Annotated in this window: 12 protein-coding genes; 8 read left to right on the top strand and 4 right to left on the bottom strand. The window is 55.0% G+C overall.

Features of this window, described 5'->3' with window-relative positions; all coding sequences use genetic code 11:
- Positions 1–43: 43 nt before the first annotated feature.
- On the top strand, positions 44–1342 hold the full coding sequence (gene eno / locus ACMWKA_RS07740; protein ID WP_013098515.1) for a phosphopyruvate hydratase: 1299 nt from the start codon (positions 44–46) through the stop codon (positions 1340–1342).
- Between the two features lie 53 nt (positions 1343–1395).
- Here eno and ACMWKA_RS07735 read toward each other — a convergent pair whose 3' ends face one another.
- Together ACMWKA_RS07735 and ACMWKA_RS07730 are read right to left on the bottom strand one after the other, a co-directional pair.
- On the bottom strand, positions 1396–2505 hold the full coding sequence (locus ACMWKA_RS07735; RefSeq protein WP_028027975.1) for an SDR family oxidoreductase: 1110 nt from the start codon (positions 2503–2505) through the stop codon (positions 1396–1398).
- A 356-nt stretch (positions 2506–2861) separates the two neighbouring features.
- Positions 2862–3686, bottom strand: coding sequence for a MurR/RpiR family transcriptional regulator (locus tag ACMWKA_RS07730; protein WP_013098513.1), 825 nt, complete (start codon positions 3684–3686; stop codon positions 2862–2864).
- Positions 3687–3852: 166 nt separating this feature from the next.
- On the opposite strand from ACMWKA_RS07730, the gene ACMWKA_RS07725 reads away from it, so the two are divergent.
- The 3 genes from ACMWKA_RS07725 to queE are packed head-to-tail and all read left to right on the top strand — an operon-like array spanning position 3853 to position 6845.
- Positions 3853–5412: a maltose/glucose-specific PTS transporter subunit IIC gene (locus ACMWKA_RS07725; protein WP_013098512.1), complete on the top strand. Its 1560-nt coding sequence runs from the start codon at positions 3853–3855 to the stop codon at positions 5410–5412.
- Entirely contained in the window at positions 5412–6119 is a 708-nt protein-coding gene (locus ACMWKA_RS07720; RefSeq protein WP_414760112.1) for an N-acetylmannosamine-6-phosphate 2-epimerase, read from the top strand. Before ACMWKA_RS07725 ends, ACMWKA_RS07720 begins: the two co-directional genes overlap by 1 nt.
- A gap of 54 nt (positions 6120–6173) precedes the next feature.
- A complete protein-coding gene (gene queE, locus ACMWKA_RS07715) occupies positions 6174–6845 on the top strand; it encodes a 7-carboxy-7-deazaguanine synthase QueE (protein WP_013098510.1) in 672 nt (223 codons plus the stop codon).
- Between the two features lie 87 nt (positions 6846–6932).
- Here queE and queD read toward each other — a convergent pair whose 3' ends face one another.
- On the bottom strand, positions 6933–7295 hold the full coding sequence (queD, locus tag ACMWKA_RS07710) for a 6-carboxytetrahydropterin synthase QueD (protein ID WP_010434567.1): 363 nt from the start codon (positions 7293–7295) through the stop codon (positions 6933–6935).
- Positions 7296–7601: 306 nt separating this feature from the next.
- On the opposite strand from queD, the gene cysJ reads away from it, so the two are divergent.
- From cysJ to cysH, 3 genes are read left to right on the top strand one after another with little or no spacing between them, the layout of a single operon-like run.
- A complete protein-coding gene (cysJ, locus tag ACMWKA_RS07705; RefSeq protein ID WP_178328468.1) occupies positions 7602–9407 on the top strand; it encodes an NADPH-dependent assimilatory sulfite reductase flavoprotein subunit in 1806 nt (601 codons plus the stop codon).
- A complete protein-coding gene (gene cysI, locus ACMWKA_RS07700; RefSeq protein WP_020689304.1) occupies positions 9407–11119 on the top strand; it encodes an assimilatory sulfite reductase (NADPH) hemoprotein subunit in 1713 nt (570 codons plus the stop codon). The genes cysJ and cysI overlap by 1 nt, the downstream gene beginning before the upstream one ends.
- Before the next feature lie 15 nt (positions 11120–11134).
- Complete coding sequence (gene cysH / locus ACMWKA_RS07695; RefSeq protein WP_020689303.1) at positions 11135–11869, top strand: phosphoadenosine phosphosulfate reductase; 735 nt, start codon at positions 11135–11137, stop codon at positions 11867–11869.
- A gap of 496 nt (positions 11870–12365) precedes the next feature.
- On the opposite strand, the gene ACMWKA_RS07690 is transcribed toward cysH, so the two are convergent.
- Complete coding sequence (locus ACMWKA_RS07690; protein WP_316372148.1) at positions 12366–13409, bottom strand: aminopeptidase; 1044 nt, start codon at positions 13407–13409, stop codon at positions 12366–12368.
- Positions 13410–13655: 246 nt separating this feature from the next.
- Here ACMWKA_RS07690 and cysG point away from each other — a divergent pair, with 246 nt between their 5' ends.
- Positions 13656–15005 carry a siroheme synthase CysG gene (cysG, locus tag ACMWKA_RS07685; RefSeq protein WP_161496891.1) on the top strand — a complete coding sequence of 450 codons (1350 nt, stop codon included), beginning with the start codon at positions 13656–13658 and terminating at the stop codon, positions 15003–15005.
- Positions 15006–15014: the final 9 nt, after the last annotated feature.

Genomic DNA, 15014 nt, shown 5'->3' with positions numbered 1-15014 from the left:
GTTTGTCTGGAGTTTTAGTTTAACTTGTACTGAGGAAAATCTAATGTCCAAAATCGTTAAAGTCATCGGTCGTGAAATCATCGACTCCCGTGGTAACCCGACCGTTGAAGCCGAAGTTCATCTGGAAGGTGGTTTCGTCGGTATGGCAGCTGCTCCATCAGGTGCTTCTACTGGTTCCCGCGAAGCGCTGGAACTGCGCGATGGCGACAAATCCCGTTTCATGGGCAAAGGCGTACTGAAAGCTGTTGGCGCTGTAAACGGTCCTATTGCTCAGGCAATCATTGGCAAAGACGCTAAAGACCAGGCTGGCATCGACAAGATCATGATCGATCTGGACGGTACTGAAAACAAATCTAACTTCGGTGCGAACGCAATCCTGGCGGTTTCCCTGGCGAACGCCAAAGCCGCTGCGGCAGCGAAAGGTATGCCACTGTTCGAGCACATCGCTGAACTGAACGGCACCCCAGGCAAATACTCCATGCCTGTACCAATGATGAACATCATCAACGGTGGTGAGCACGCAGACAACAACGTTGATATTCAGGAATTCATGATTCAGCCAGTTGGCGCGAAAACCCTGAAAGAAGCAGTACGTATGGGTTCTGAAGTGTTCCACAACCTGGCTAAAGTTCTGAAAGCAAAAGGTATGAACACGGCTGTGGGTGACGAAGGTGGCTACGCGCCAAACCTGGGTTCTAACGCAGAAGCACTGGCTGTTATCGCTGAAGCAGTAAAAGCCGCTGGCTATGAGCTGGGCAAAGACATCACTCTGGCGATGGACTGCGCAGCGTCTGAATTCTACAAAGACGGTAAATACGTTCTGGCTGGCGAAGGCAACAAAGCGTTCACCTCTGAAGAGTTCACTCACTTCCTGGAAGACCTGACCAAACAGTACCCAATCGTTTCTATCGAAGACGGTCTGGACGAGTCTGACTGGGATGGTTTCGCATACCAGACTAAAGTACTGGGCGACAAAATCCAGCTGGTTGGTGACGATCTGTTCGTAACCAACACCAAGATCCTGAAAGAAGGCATCGAGAAAGGCATCGTTAACTCCATCCTGATCAAATTCAACCAGATCGGTTCTCTGACCGAAACTCTGGCTGCGATCAAAATGGCGAAAGACGCTGGCTACACCGCTGTTATCTCTCACCGTTCTGGCGAAACTGAAGACGCTACCATCGCTGACCTGGCTGTTGGTACCGCTGCTGGCCAGATCAAAACCGGTTCTATGAGCCGTTCTGACCGTGTTGCTAAATACAACCAGCTGATTCGTATCGAAGAAGCGCTGGGCGAAAAAGCACCTTACAACGGTCGTAAAGAGATCAAAGGCCAGGCATAATTGCTTAAGCCTTAAAATGAAAATGCCAGTCGAAAGACTGGCATTTTTTTTGGTTATTTGAAATCAACCGCCATTTGCTCCGGGATGCTCAATCCCCGGGTAGTTTGTACGCAGCGGGCAATATAGTCCGTAAAACGCGGCGGTTTAGGCATGCCCATACTGAGCAGCTTGTCGTTGCTGAAACGTACATTCAGTGTGGCAAAGGCCCCGTACAAGCGCATTGCTCTCAGCATCAGCCGTTCGTTGCAGGGGCCAAAAATATCCTTCAGCTCACGTCGCATTCTGACCAGCGTTTCGTAGCTTACCTGGGCATACTTATCACCGACCGGGGCTTTCTCCAGCGCCTGTGCCATCGCATTATCAATATCCGCAAAGCGCACGCTGTTCTCTTCTCCGGCAGAAATATGTACCACTTCTCCCGGCTGCGCAGTGCTGTTAAGCAACATCAGCAGCGCATCGGCGCAGTAATCCACCGGGACGACATCTATTTTGTCTTCCATTGAGCACATGAATTTTTGCAGCATTAGCCCCATGCTGAAGACCCAGAAAATACTGCTCGACGGCGTACAGCCATGACGGGTATGGCCGACCACGATGGACGGACGGGCGATGAGCAGCGGCAGGTTGGGACAGTGCTGGCGCATCAGTTGTTCAATGGTGGATTTCGAATATGTGTATTCCACCAGATGCTCGGCGTTCTCTCTGAACTCCGCGCTTTCGGCGACCAGCGAATCCTGCTCCGGCGTGCACGACATGGCTGTTCCCACATGCAGAAAGCGCTGTAAACCGGCAACCTGGTTCATGCGTCTGGCGAGCGCCAGCGTCCCCTCCACATTTACTTTCCAGATCAGCGGATTGTTACCAAATGACGCGACGGCCGCGCAGTTAAGAACATGCGTCACTTGTTCCAGACGCGGGTCGTTCAGGAACCCCTCCGGCTGGCTGAGATCGCCGATAAGGATATTCTCCTCGCTCAACGCGGCCAGCGTCTCCTCTGAAACCTTGAATTTACGCATGTTGTCCCGCACGCGTTCCAGCCCTTGTTGGGGGTCACTGGCGCGCGCAAGCAGCAGTAATTTTACTGAACTATTGCTGGTCAGTATTTTTTCAAGTACTGCACCGCCCAGAAAACCAGTCACGCCTGTAATAAATAACATATTAATCTATACCGTCTCATAATGATTGATGAGGCGGATTGTAGGCAGGGAAAAGTAAACGGCATTTAAATAGAAAAATGGCAAAGCTGACGGCGTCTTAAGCTTATTTTAAGGTAAGGAATTCAGGTGGAAATATTGGACACTAGCGGAGTGAGAAAAATTCAATTTATAAATCAAATAATTTTAACTAACTGATTTTGTTTTGTTATTTGTGCGATTTTATTGCTTTTAACACTCATTGAATATGTAATAAATAAAATAATTTGTTACACCATTATGCCGCGCACGAAATAACCGTATCAGCACTTAAATGGAATCGACATCACGCCATGCAGGCTATTTTATTTAGCCTGCAAAGGGTTTTAGAGTAATAAAGGCAGCGTTGCGCTCGCTGTTTGCTGGCTAACTTCACCGTAATGGCTATCAATCGCAATCAGGGAAGTTGTAAGTAACTCAACCAGTAACATTACGCCCACTTTAGCATTGAGCGCGCCTGCGCTGAGTGGCCCTTCCGGTTTTGCGGCAACCAGCTGCATATCGCTAAGCGAAGCCAGCGGGCTGCGGGGCGTATTGCTAAGGGATAACACCTTAACGCCGCGTTTGCGTGCAAGTTTTACGACGTGGAGCAAATCCCGCGTTGAACCGGAACTGGAAATGGCCACCACCAGCGTCCCTTCTGAAAGCGTTGCTGCATTCATGGCCGCACGATGCATATCGCTAAAAAGCTGTGCAGGTTTGCCGAGTCGCAACAGTTTGTAATGTAAATACTCACCGAGGATCGCGCTGGCGGCCACCCCATATATTTGTACGGCTTGCGCCTGATGCAGCGCCTGAGCGGCCTTTTCCAGCAGTGCTCTGTCGAGCAGTCTGGCGGTATCCTGCAGCGCCTGAACAGACTCATCGACGACGTTATCAATTTCGTCCCCGGCCACGCGTGCGGGCTGACCCTGCTGAATATCCAGCGCCAGTGCCATCTTGAATTCGTTATAGCCTTTGCAGCCGAGCGTCCGGCAAAGACGCGTCACGCTGGCTTCACTGGTGTGGCTCTCCCGTGCCAGTTCGGTGATCGTCAGGTAGAGCACCCGGGCCGGATCGTTGAGAACAAACTCTCCCAGTTTTTTTTGCGTGGGGCTGTACCCGGAAGCCTCCTGGCGCAGCTTCAGCAGCAGGTTTTCATGGTCTGACATGCTAGATCCTTAATGCGTTTCTCTGCGTCCTAGTGTGGCGGAAAGCGGGGCAGGGATGCCAGTCATTTCGAAAAAGTATGATCGTCCTCCTGGTTTTTGATGGTGATTTTCACTATTAAATATAATTATGGTAAAAATTTTCATCGTTAACTAAGGGGATGAAAAAATGATGCAAATGTTCAGTGGTGCTTCGTCCGGCGGATGGTTTGAAAAAGCGCAGCGCTTTGGCAAATCCTTTATGTTGCCCATCGCCGTACTGCCTGCGGCGGGTCTGCTGCTGGGGATAGGCGGCGCGTTATCGAATCCCAATACGCTTACGGCATATCCGTTTTTAGATGTGGACTGGTTACAGGCTATTTTCACCATCATGAGCAGCGCCGGTTCGATTGTGTTCGCGAATCTGTCGGTGCTGTTTGCCGTTGGGGTTGCCGTCGGGCTGGCAAAAAATGATAAAGGTACGGCAGGGCTGGCGGCGTTACTCGCGTTTCTGGTCATGAATGCCACCATTAACGCACTGCTGATCCTCACCGGAAAACTGGCGCACGAGAATCCGGGGGCGGTCGGGCAAGGCATGACGCTGGGGATCCAGACGCTGGAGACCGGCGTATTTGGTGGGGTGGTCATTGGTCTTGTGACCTGCGCGCTGCATCATCGGTTTAATAAGATCGCGCTGCCACAATTTCTGGGATTCTTTGGCGGGTCACGCTTTGTGCCGATTATCAGCTCACTGGCTGCGATCCTGGTCGGAGCCTTAATGACCGTAGTCTGGCCACATTTCCAGAAGCTGATCTTTGGTCTGGGCGGGCTGGTGGATGCGACCGGTTATCTGGGAACACTGCTGTACGGCTTCATTTTGCGCATGCTGGGCCCGTTCGGTTTACACCACATCTTCTACCTTCCGTTCTGGACCACCGCGCTTGGCGGCAGCGAGATTGTCAACGGGCAACTGGTTGAAGGTACGCAGCGGATCTTCTTCGCTCAGCTGGCCGATCCCACGACGCGCCAGTTTTATGAAGGAACGTCGCGCTTCATGTCCGGGCGCTTTATCACGATGATGTTTGGTTTGCTCGGGGCCTGCCTTGCGATGTATCACACGGCTAAACCGGAGAACAAAAAACGCGTCGCGGGGTTGTTGCTTTCAGCGGCATTAACCTCCTTCCTGACGGGGATCACCGAGCCCATCGAGTTCTCCTTCCTGTTTATCGCGCCGGTGCTGTACGTCATTCACGCATTTTTTGACGGGCTGGCGTTTATGCTCGCGCATATTTTACATATCACCATTGGGCAGACCTTCTCCGGCGGTTTTATCGACTTTGTGCTGTTCGGCATTTTGCAGGGGGAGGCCAAAACCCACTGGATGTTAGTGCCGCTGGTGGGCGTACCGTGGTTCTTCCTCTACTACTTCACGTTCCGCTATCTGATTAATCGCTTTGATTTTGCCACGCCGGGTCGGGAAAAGGAGGCGGTGGCCAATGACGTGACTTTAGTCCAGAGCGAACGCGCAAGTGCGGTGATCGCCGGACTGGGCGGAAAAGACAATCTGGAAGAGGTGGACTGCTGCGCCACGCGTCTTCGCGTCACGGTTAAAGACGGTAGCAAAGTGAATGACGCGGCGCTGAAAGCCACCGGTGCGCGCGGCGTGATTGTGCGCGGGAATGGCGTTCAGGTCATTTATGGTCCGCATGTCACGATTATCAAAAACGAAGTGGAAGAGATCTTATCGTAATGAAAACAGTACTGGATACCCTGAAGGGAAAACTGGTCGTCTCCTGTCAGGCGCTTGAGAACGAACCGTTGCATAGCCCGTTTATTATGTCGCGGATGGCGCTGGCGGCGCGTCAGGGAGGGGCTGCGGCCATCCGTGCCAACAGCGTGGTGGATATTGAGGCGATCAAAGAGCAGGTTACGCTGCCGGTTATTGGCATCATCAAGCGGGAGTACCCCGACAGCGAGGTGTTTATCACCGCAACGATGAAAGAGGTGGATGAACTGATGACCGTCTCCCCGGCGATCATTGCGCTTGATGCGACCGACAGGGCGCGGCCTGGCGGGGAATCTCTGGCAACGCTGGTTACGCGCATTCGTACCCGTTATCCCTCGGTGCTGCTTATGGCTGATATAGCCACTGTTGATGAGGCCGTCACGGCGCAGGCGCTGGGGTTTGATTGTGTCGGGACCACGCTTTACGGCTATACCGCGCAGACCGCCGGACACGCCTTACCCGATGATGACTGTCAGTTTCTGAAAACGGTACTGGCAGCCGTCACGGTACCGGTGGTGGCCGAAGGTAACGTGGACACCCCGGAACGCGCCGCCAGATGTCTGGCGCTGGGGGCGCATATGGTGGTGGTGGGCGGGGCAATCACCCGCCCGCAGCAGATTACGGAACGCTTTATGGCGGCAATTGACGCGCAAAGCACCGATCGAGCATGACCATCTCACGGGGATCTGCGATACTTATCGTTTATCCCCTTAACTGAGATGACTATGCAGTACCCGATTAACGAGATGTTCCAGACCCTGCAAGGCGAGGGTTACTTTACCGGCGTTCCCGCAATTTTTATTCGTTTACAGGGATGCCCGGTTGGCTGTGCCTGGTGTGATACCAAACATACGTGGGATAAACTCGCAGATCGGGAAGTGTCGCTGTTTAGCGTTCTGGCGAAAACCAAAGAGAGCGATAAGTGGGGTGCTGGCAGCGCGGAAGATCTGCTGGCCATTATTGGTCGTCAGGGCTGGACGGCGCGCCATGTGGTCATTACCGGGGGCGAACCCTGCATCCACGATCTGACGCCGCTGACCGAACTGCTCGAAAAGAACGGTTACAGTTGCCAGATTGAAACCAGCGGCACGCATGAAGTGCGCTGCTCCCACACCACATGGGTAACGGTATCGCCTAAAGTAAACATGCGCGGCGGCTACGACGTACTGTCTCAGGCGCTGGAACGTGCTGATGAGATTAAACACCCGGTAGGGCGAGTACGTGATATCGAAGCGCTGGATGAACTGCTGGCGACGCTGACGGACGAAAAACAGCGCGTGATTGCGCTGCAGCCTATCAGTCAGAAAGAAGACGCCACGCGCCTGTGCATTGAAACCTGTATCGCGCGTAACTGGCGCCTGTCGATGCAGACGCACAAATACCTGAATATTGCCTAAAAAAAGCCCGGTGGCGCTAGCGCTTACCGGGCCTACGGTTCCAGGCTTTTGTTGGCCGGGTAAGGCGAAGCCGACCCCCGGCAAGCATCACTCGCCGCGATACACGCAGCCTGCCGTACAGGTCTCTTTGATCATCACTGCGCTCAGCAGCGGCACCAGCGGTTTCATCTGATCCCAAATCCATTTTGCCAGCACTTCGCTGGTCGGGTTTTCAAGGCCCGGGATATCGTTCAGGTAATAGTGATCCAGACGATCGTAAGTCGGCTTAAATGCCGCCTTCAGCTCAGCAAAATCCATGATCCAACCGGTATGCGGATCAACTTCACCGGTGATCTCAAGACGCACCATAAACGAATGCCCGTGCAGACGGCCGCATTTATGTCCTTCAGGAACATGCGGAAGGTGGTGGGCGGCTTCGAAGGTGAAATCTTTAAACAGTGTGGTGGACATGATCGCTCGCAGTAATGCGGAAAAAACCGCCGCATAGTACCGGAAAGCACAATTTTTAGCATTAACTAAAACGGCCTTTACCTTCATTGCAGCAAAAAAGCCGTCGCTTTGTGATTTATATCCTTATTTTACAGTCGGTTAGTTTATCGCTTTTACCGTTAAGAACGATAACTAAAACAGGTTAGTCCATTTGGTTATTTATTATTTCCATCCCTTCTTTAATTGTTATTATCCTCGCCGTTAACCTTATCTTCAGTTTGGATTTATTCGCTTAAAGTCCGCTTGGCTACTGGAACATAACGACGCATGACAACACAGGCCCCACCTTCAAATTTGCTTCCCCTGAACCCGGAGCAACTGGCGCGCCTTCAGGCTGCCACCTCTGATTTTTCTCCCACCCAGCTTGCCTGGGTCTCTGGCTATTTCTGGGGAATGCTCAACCAGCAGCCTGGCGCTGTGGCTGCGGCTCCGGCAACGGCGGTAGAAATTCCTGCCATTACGCTTATCTCCGCTTCGCAGACGGGCAATGCCCGCCGCGTGGCAGAAGCGCTGCGTGACGACCTGCTTGCCGCCAAACTGAACGTGAACCTGGTAAACGCCGGGGATTATAAATTCAAACAGATCGCGTCAGAAAAACTGCTGGTGGTTGTGGCCTCAACGCAGGGCGAGGGTGAACCCGCTGAAGAGGCGGTCGCGCTGCATAAATTCCTGTTCTCGAAAAAAGCGCCCAAACTCGATGGCACTGCGTTTGCCGTGTTCGGCCTGGGCGATACCTCTTATGAATTCTTCTGCCAGTCCGGCAAAGATTTTGACAGCAAGCTGGCGGAGCTGGGTGCAGAGCGCCTGCTGGACCGCGTTGATGCAGATGTGGAATACCAGGCTGCCGCTGCAGAGTGGCGTGCGCGCATTGTTGACGTGCTGAAAGCACGCGTACCGAAAGAGACACCAGCCCAGGCTGCGATCACCGCGACCGGCGTGGTCAACGACATTCACACCAGCCCGTACACCAAAGAGGCGCCGCTGTCGGCAAGCCTGTCGGTTAATCAAAAAATTACCGGCCGCGACTCTGAAAAAGATGTGCGCCATATCGAGATCGATCTGGGCGACTCGGGTCTGCGCTATCAGCCTGGCGATGCGCTGGGGGTCTGGTATCAAAACGATCCGGCGCTGGTCAAGGAACTGGTCGAACTGCTGTGGCTGAAAGGCGACGAGCCTGTCACCGTCGAAGGCAAAACGCAGCCGCTCTCTGAAGCGCTGCAGTGGCACTTCGAGCTGACGGTAAATACCGCCAATATCGTTGAGAACTATGCCACCTTAACGCGCAGCGAATCGCTGCTGCCGTTAGTCGGCGATAAGGCGAAGCTGCAGCATTACGCGGCGACCACACCGATTGTCGATATGGTGCGTTTCTCTCCGGCACAACTGGATGCCGACGCGCTGATCGGCCTGCTGCGTCCGCTTACGCCGCGTCTGTACTCCATTGCCTCATCGCAGGCTGAAGTCGAGAGCGAAGTGCACATCACCGTGGGCGTGGTGCGGTACGACATCGAAGGCCGTGCCCGCGCGGGCGGTGCCTCCAGCTTCCTGGCCGATCGCGTGGAGGAAGAGGGCGAAGTGCGCGTCTTTATCGAGCACAACGACAACTTCCGTCTGCCGGCGAACCCGGAAACGCCGGTAATCATGATTGGCCCGGGTACCGGCATTGCGCCGTTCCGTGCCTTTATGCAGCAGCGTGCGGCGGACGAGGCACCGGGTAAAAACTGGCTGTTCTTCGGCAACCCGCACTTTACCGAAGATTTCCTCTATCAGGTTGAGTGGCAGCGCTACGTGAAAGAAGGGGTGCTGACCCGTATCGATCTGGCCTGGTCGCGCGATCAGAAAGAAAAAGTATACGTACAAGACAAACTGCGCGAACAGGGCGCAGAGCTGTGGCGCTGGATCAATGACGGTGCCCACATTTATGTCTGCGGTGACGCCAATCGCATGGCGAAAGACGTTGAGCAGGCACTGCTGGAAGTGATTGCCGAATTCGGTGGTATGGATGCCGAAGCGGCGGATGAATTTTTAAGTGAGCTGCGCGTTGAGCGCCGTTATCAGCGAGATGTCTACTAATGAGCGAAAAACATCCAGGACCCCTGGTGGTCGAAGGTAAACTGTCAGACGCCGAGCGCATGAAGCTGGAAAGCAACTATCTGCGCGGCACCATTGCTGAAGATCTGAATGACGGTCTCACCGGCGGTTTCAAAGGCGACAACTTCCTGCTGATCCGTTTCCACGGCATGTATCAACAGGACGACCGCGACATTCGCGCCGAGCGTGCTGAACAGAAGCTGGAGCCGCGTCACGCGATGCTGTTGCGCTGCCGTCTGCCGGGCGGAGTGATCACCACGACACAGTGGCAGGCGATTGATAAATTCGCCGGTGAAAACACCATTTACGGCAGCATTCGTCTGACCAACCGTCAGACCTTCCAGTTCCACGGCATTCTGAAGAAGAACGTGAAGCCGGTACACCAGATGCTGCACTCCGTCGGACTGGATGCGCTGGCGACGGCCAACGACATGAACCGTAACGTGCTCTGCACCTCGAACCCGTATGAGTCCGAGCTGCACGCTGAAGCCTATGAGTGGGCGAAGAAGATCTCCGAGCACCTGCTGCCGCGTACCCGCGCCTATGCGGAGATTTGGCTCGATCAGGAAAAAGTTGCGACCACCGATGAAGAACCGATCCTCGGTCAGACCTATCTGCCGCGTAAGTTCAAAACCACGGTGGTGATCCCGCCGCAGAACGACATCGATCTGCACGCCAACGACATGAACTTTGTGGCAATTGCCGAAAACGGCAAGCTGGTGGGCTTTAACCTGCTGGTGGGCGGCGGTCTGTCCATTGAACACGGTAACAAGAAAACCTATGCCCGAACCGCGAGCGAGTTCGGCTTCCTGCCGCTGGAGCATACGCTGGCCGTGGCGGAAGCGGTGGTCACCACCCAGCGCGACTGGGGTAACCGTACCGACCGTAAAAACGCGAAAACCAAATACACCCTGGAGCGCGTGGGCGTTGAGACGTTCAAAGAGGAAGTGGAGCGTCGCGCGGGGATCAAATTTGAGCCGATCCGCCCTTACGAATTCACCGGTCGCGGCGATCGCATCGGCTGGGTAAAAGGCATCGACAATAAATGGCACCTGACGCTGTTTATCGAAAACGGCCGTATTCTGGATTACCCGGGCCGTCCGCTGAAAACCGGCCTGCTGGAAATCGCGAAGATCCACAAAGGTGAGTTCCGCATTACCGCCAACCAGAATCTGATTATTGCTGGTGTGCCGGAAAGTGAAAAGGCGAAAATTGAGGCGCTGGCGCGTGACCATGGGTTGATGAATGCGGTCAAACCGCAGCGCGAAAACTCGATGGCCTGCGTGTCGTTCCCGACCTGTCCGCTGGCGATGGCGGAAGCGGAACGTTTCCTGCCGTCATTTACGGACAAAGTGGAAGCGATTCTGGAAAAACACGGTATTCCGGACGAGCATATTGTTATGCGCGTTACCGGCTGTCCGAACGGCTGTGGCCGCGCGATGCTGGCCGAGCTTGGGCTGGTGGGGAAAGCGCCGGGTCGCTATAACCTGCACCTGGGCGGTAACCGTATCGGCACGCGTATTCCGCGTATGTTCCGCGAGAATATCACTGAGCCAGAAATTCTCGATTCCATCGACGAGCTTGTCGGGCGCTGGGCGAAAGAGCGCGAAGCGGGTGAAGGCTTCGGCGACTTTACGGTGCGTGCGGGCATTATTCGCCCGGTGCTCGATCCCGCAAGGGATTTCTGGGAGTAACCACGAGAGGTAATTATGTCCGTACTCGATCTAAACGCGCTTAACGCATTGCCAAAAGTCGAACGCATTCTGGCACTCGCAGAAACCAACGCCCAACTGGAAAAGCTGGACGCCGAAGGGCGCGTGGCGTGGGCGCTGGAAAACCTGCCGGGTGACTACGTGCTGTCGTCGAGCTTTGGCATTCAGGCGGCGGTCAGTTTGCATCTGGTGAATCAGATCCGCCCGGATATTCCGGTGATCCTCACCGATACCGGCTATCTGTTCCCGGAAACCTACCAGTTTATCGATGAGCTGACGGACAAGCTTAAGCTGAACCTGAAAGTGTACCGCGCGGAGCAGAGCGCGGCCTGGCAGGAGGCGCGCTACGGCAAACTCTGGGAGCAGGGCGTTGAGGGCATTGAGAAATACAATGAGATCAACAAGGTCGAGCCGATGAACCGTGCGCTGAAAGAGCTGAACGCGCAGACCTGGTTTGCCGGTCTTCGCCGCGAGCAGTCCGGCAGCCGAGCCACGCTGCCAGTGCTGGCGGTGCAGCGCGGCGTGTTTAAAGTGCTGCCGATCATCGACTGGGATAACCGTACGGTGTACCAGTACCTGCAAAAACACGGGCTGAAATACCATCCGCTGTGGGATCAGGGCTACCTGTCCGTGGGGGATACCCACACCACGCGCAAATGGGAGCCGGGAATGGCGGAAGAAGAGACGCGATTCTTTGGGCTGAAGCGCGAGTGCGGGTTACACGAAGGGTAATGATCTTTTCTCCCTCTCCCGGTGGGCTGAGAGTTCCCCACAAAATAATGCCTGCACGGAGGCCCCCCTCTCCCTTGAGGGAGAGGGCTGGGGTGAGGGGGAACATACGGCTGTGGAGGTCATTCCGTTCACTTTATGTTCCTTGCTACTCTGTAACGACATAGCCCGTGAACGTGCCAGGGTGGCTCAGTCGCCACCACCCTGGCGACCCGGGCTCCCGGCGGTAAATTGCCGCTTCGCGGTGCCTTCGGCTTATTCCTTCCGGCTTATCGGGGACGGGCGGATGTAACGTCCCTGTAAAGCCGCCCTCTCGGCGCATCCATGCGCCTCGCCCCGGCCTGCAGGAAACGCCTCAGCGATTTACAGCCGGACCAGGGCGTCGCTGTAAGTCATTAATTTTCCTGAAACAACTTTCGTCGCTTTCGGTAAAAAAATTACTGGGGATCCCTCAACCCGGTAGGAGAGGGGGAGGGTGAAGGCATCAGGCCGCACGACCTCAGGCTTTCCCCGCTTTCGCCAGCTCCTTCACCAGCGGCAGCATCACTTTCACCACATCGCGGCTACGGTGCTCAATGCGCTGCGGCAGTGCGCTATCAATATGCTGCTGATTATCCAGCATCACGTTATGCCAGCTCGTCCCGTCCGGAAAGGCTTTCGTTTTAGCCCGCTGCTGATAGCCATCTTTCTTGCCTAACGCCCAGTTGGTGGCTTCGACGTACAGCACCGGGATGCCCGCTTTATCGAACACTTCACCGTCGTTACAGCAGCCCGTTCCGCGCGGATAAGCCGGATTGCCGCCAGGATTGGTCGTGGCATACACGCCATGGCTGCGCGCAATTGCCAGCGCCCGGTCACGGGTCAGTTTACGCACGGTACCCGGCGTACTCTGTCCGCTATTAAAATAGAGCTTATCGCCAACGATTAAATTATCGAGGTTAATCACCAGCAGTGTATTTTTCTTCTCCTCAGCGCTCATGCGCTTAAGGAAATTCTCCGCGCCGAGTTTGCCTTCCTCTTCGCCGCTGGTTGCCACAAAGCGAATACCGTATTTTGTCGGAATGTTTTTCATTCGCTCGGCCAGTTCAAGCATCACGCCCAGACCCGCCGCGTTATCGTCCAGCCCCTGCAGCGTCAGCCCGCCCAGATTGTTATCGGTATCGGCGTCGCTCATGGGCGCGTAAGTGTCCAGGTGCGCCATAATAATGATCTGCTCAGCCGCGCTACCTTCATGTGCCGCAATAACGGTACTGCCGGTCACGTTATGCCAGTTTTTTGTTTTATTTCGTGAGGTGTAGATATAGCGGCTGTGAAACGAGCGGATATCGCTCTGGTAGCCCATATCGGCAAACTGCTGGCGAAGATAGTCAGCGGAAAGCATTTCCGCAGGGGAGCCGGTCATGCGTCCGGGAAAAACGGTGGCAATATGCCGCGCCTGCATATTGGCGATTTCACCAAACGGTTGATTTTTTGCCTGAGCCGGAAGGATAAAGCAAACGCCGAGCGCCAGGGCAACGTATCGGTGGCGCATTGCGGAAAACATAGTGAGTCCTTAAAAACAGAGCAAAATTATAACCCGCTTAGTATGAAACTGTGATCGGCCATACACAATTTGAATTGCTCTTAAATGCCCGAAATTTCGCGTGTTAAGCACTTTTTGATATTTGCTTTTTCATCGCGTTATTCCATTGAGTAACTACTCATTCCAATTCGTAATTTCATTCGGTCTAAGCCGCCCCCTATAGTCCCTCTATTCCTCGTTGTTAGTGAGTTGTTGCTTGTGGACTATCTGCCCCTTTTTGCTGCGATTAAAGAAAAACCGGTACTGGTTGTGGGTACGGGTGAAATTGCCGATCGCAAAATCGCGTTTCTGCAGCGCGCGGGCGCGCAGGTGCGGGTTGTCGCAGAAGCGGAGTTCGACGAGTCACAAATCGACAGCGTGGTGCTGGTGATTGCAGCGACGGAGGATCGCGAACTCAACCGACGCGTTTCCGAGGCCGCTCAGGCGCGTTACCGCCTGGTGAACGTGGTCGACGACCAGCCTTTGTGCTCGTTTATCTTCCCGTCGATTGTCGACCGCTCGCCGCTGCTGGTGGCGATCTCCTCCGGCGGTACCGCACCGGTGCTGGCGCGCGTGCTGCGGGAAAAGATTGAAGCGCTGTTACCAACCAGTCTCGGACGTATGGCAGAGAAAGCGAGCTACTGGCGCAACCATCTGAAAACCCGCCTGACCAGCGTAACGGAACGCCGTCGCTTCTGGGAGCGGGTATTCCGTGGCCGCTTTGCCAGCCTGATGCACGCCGGTAATGAGACGGCAGCGCAAAAAATCCTCGAAGACGAGCTGGATAACCCCGGCAGCACGGGCGGCGAGATCATTCTGGTAGGTGCTGGTCCGGGTGATGCCGGGTTACTGACCTTACGCGGACTGCAGGTGCTGCAGGACGCGGACGTGGTGTTCTATGACCATCTGGTCACCGACGGTGTGCGCGAGCTAATTCGTCGCGATGCCGAGCAAATCTGCGTGGGTAAACGCGCAGGCGAGCACTCGGTACCGCAGCACGACACCAATCAGATGCTGGTTGCCGCAGCGAAAGCAGGCAAAACCGTGGTGCGCCTTAAAGGGGGCGATCCGTTCATCTTTGGTCGCGGTGGCGAAGAACTGCAGGCGGCAGCCGAAGCGGGCGTGCCGTTCCAGGTGGTGCCGGGGATTACGGCGGCCTCCGCGGTAACGGCCTACGCAGGTATTCCGCTTACGCACCGCGATTACGCCCAGAGTGTGACCTTTGTGACTGGTCATTATAAGGCCGACAGCACGCCGTTTGACTGGTCGCATCTCGCCCAGAGCCGACAGACGCTGGCCATCTATATGGGCACCATGAAGGCGGCGGACATCAGTGAACAACTTATTCAGCACGGTCGCGAGGCGACAACGCCGGTGGCCGTGATTTCTCGCGGTACCCGCGTCGATCAGCGTGTGGTGACCGGTACGCTACAAGACCTTGCAGTCCTGGCGAAAGACGCCCCAATGCCCGCGCTTATTGTGGTGGGCGAAGTGGTACAGCTGCACAGCACGCTCGCCTGGTTTCAACATACAACAGACTCAGAGGGGTTTGGCTCCTCTGTGGTGAATCTGGCTTAAGGAACGGTT

The sequence above is a fragment of the Enterobacter sp. 03-F-07-AD-ECC genome (assembly GCF_047530935.1).
Taxonomy (GTDB): domain Bacteria; phylum Pseudomonadota; class Gammaproteobacteria; order Enterobacterales; family Enterobacteriaceae; genus Enterobacter; species Enterobacter cloacae.
Note: the sequence above shows the minus strand (reverse complement) of the source record. Positions and strands in the feature narration are given on the sequence as shown.

Coding starts and splice junctions, on each gene's coding strand:
- queD (WP_010434567.1), bottom strand. CDS start 7,295: ATGTCCACCACACTGTTTAAAGATTTCACCTTCGAAGCCGCCCACCAC.
- ACMWKA_RS07730 (WP_013098513.1), bottom strand. CDS start 3,686: ATGTCAGACCATGAAAACCTGCTGCTGAAGCTGCGCCAGGAGGCTTCC.
- cysI (WP_020689304.1), top strand. CDS start 9,407: ATGAGCGAAAAACATCCAGGACCCCTGGTGGTCGAAGGTAAACTGTCA.
- ACMWKA_RS07720 (WP_414760112.1), top strand. CDS start 5,412: ATGAAAACAGTACTGGATACCCTGAAGGGAAAACTGGTCGTCTCCTGT.
- ACMWKA_RS07725 (WP_013098512.1), top strand. CDS start 3,853: ATGATGCAAATGTTCAGTGGTGCTTCGTCCGGCGGATGGTTTGAAAAA.
- eno (WP_013098515.1), top strand. CDS start 44: ATGTCCAAAATCGTTAAAGTCATCGGTCGTGAAATCATCGACTCCCGT.
- cysH (WP_020689303.1), top strand. CDS start 11,135: ATGTCCGTACTCGATCTAAACGCGCTTAACGCATTGCCAAAAGTCGAA.
- ACMWKA_RS07690 (WP_316372148.1), bottom strand. CDS start 13,409: ATGTTTTCCGCAATGCGCCACCGATACGTTGCCCTGGCGCTCGGCGTT.
- queE (WP_013098510.1), top strand. CDS start 6,174: ATGCAGTACCCGATTAACGAGATGTTCCAGACCCTGCAAGGCGAGGGT.
- cysJ (WP_178328468.1), top strand. CDS start 7,602: ATGACAACACAGGCCCCACCTTCAAATTTGCTTCCCCTGAACCCGGAG.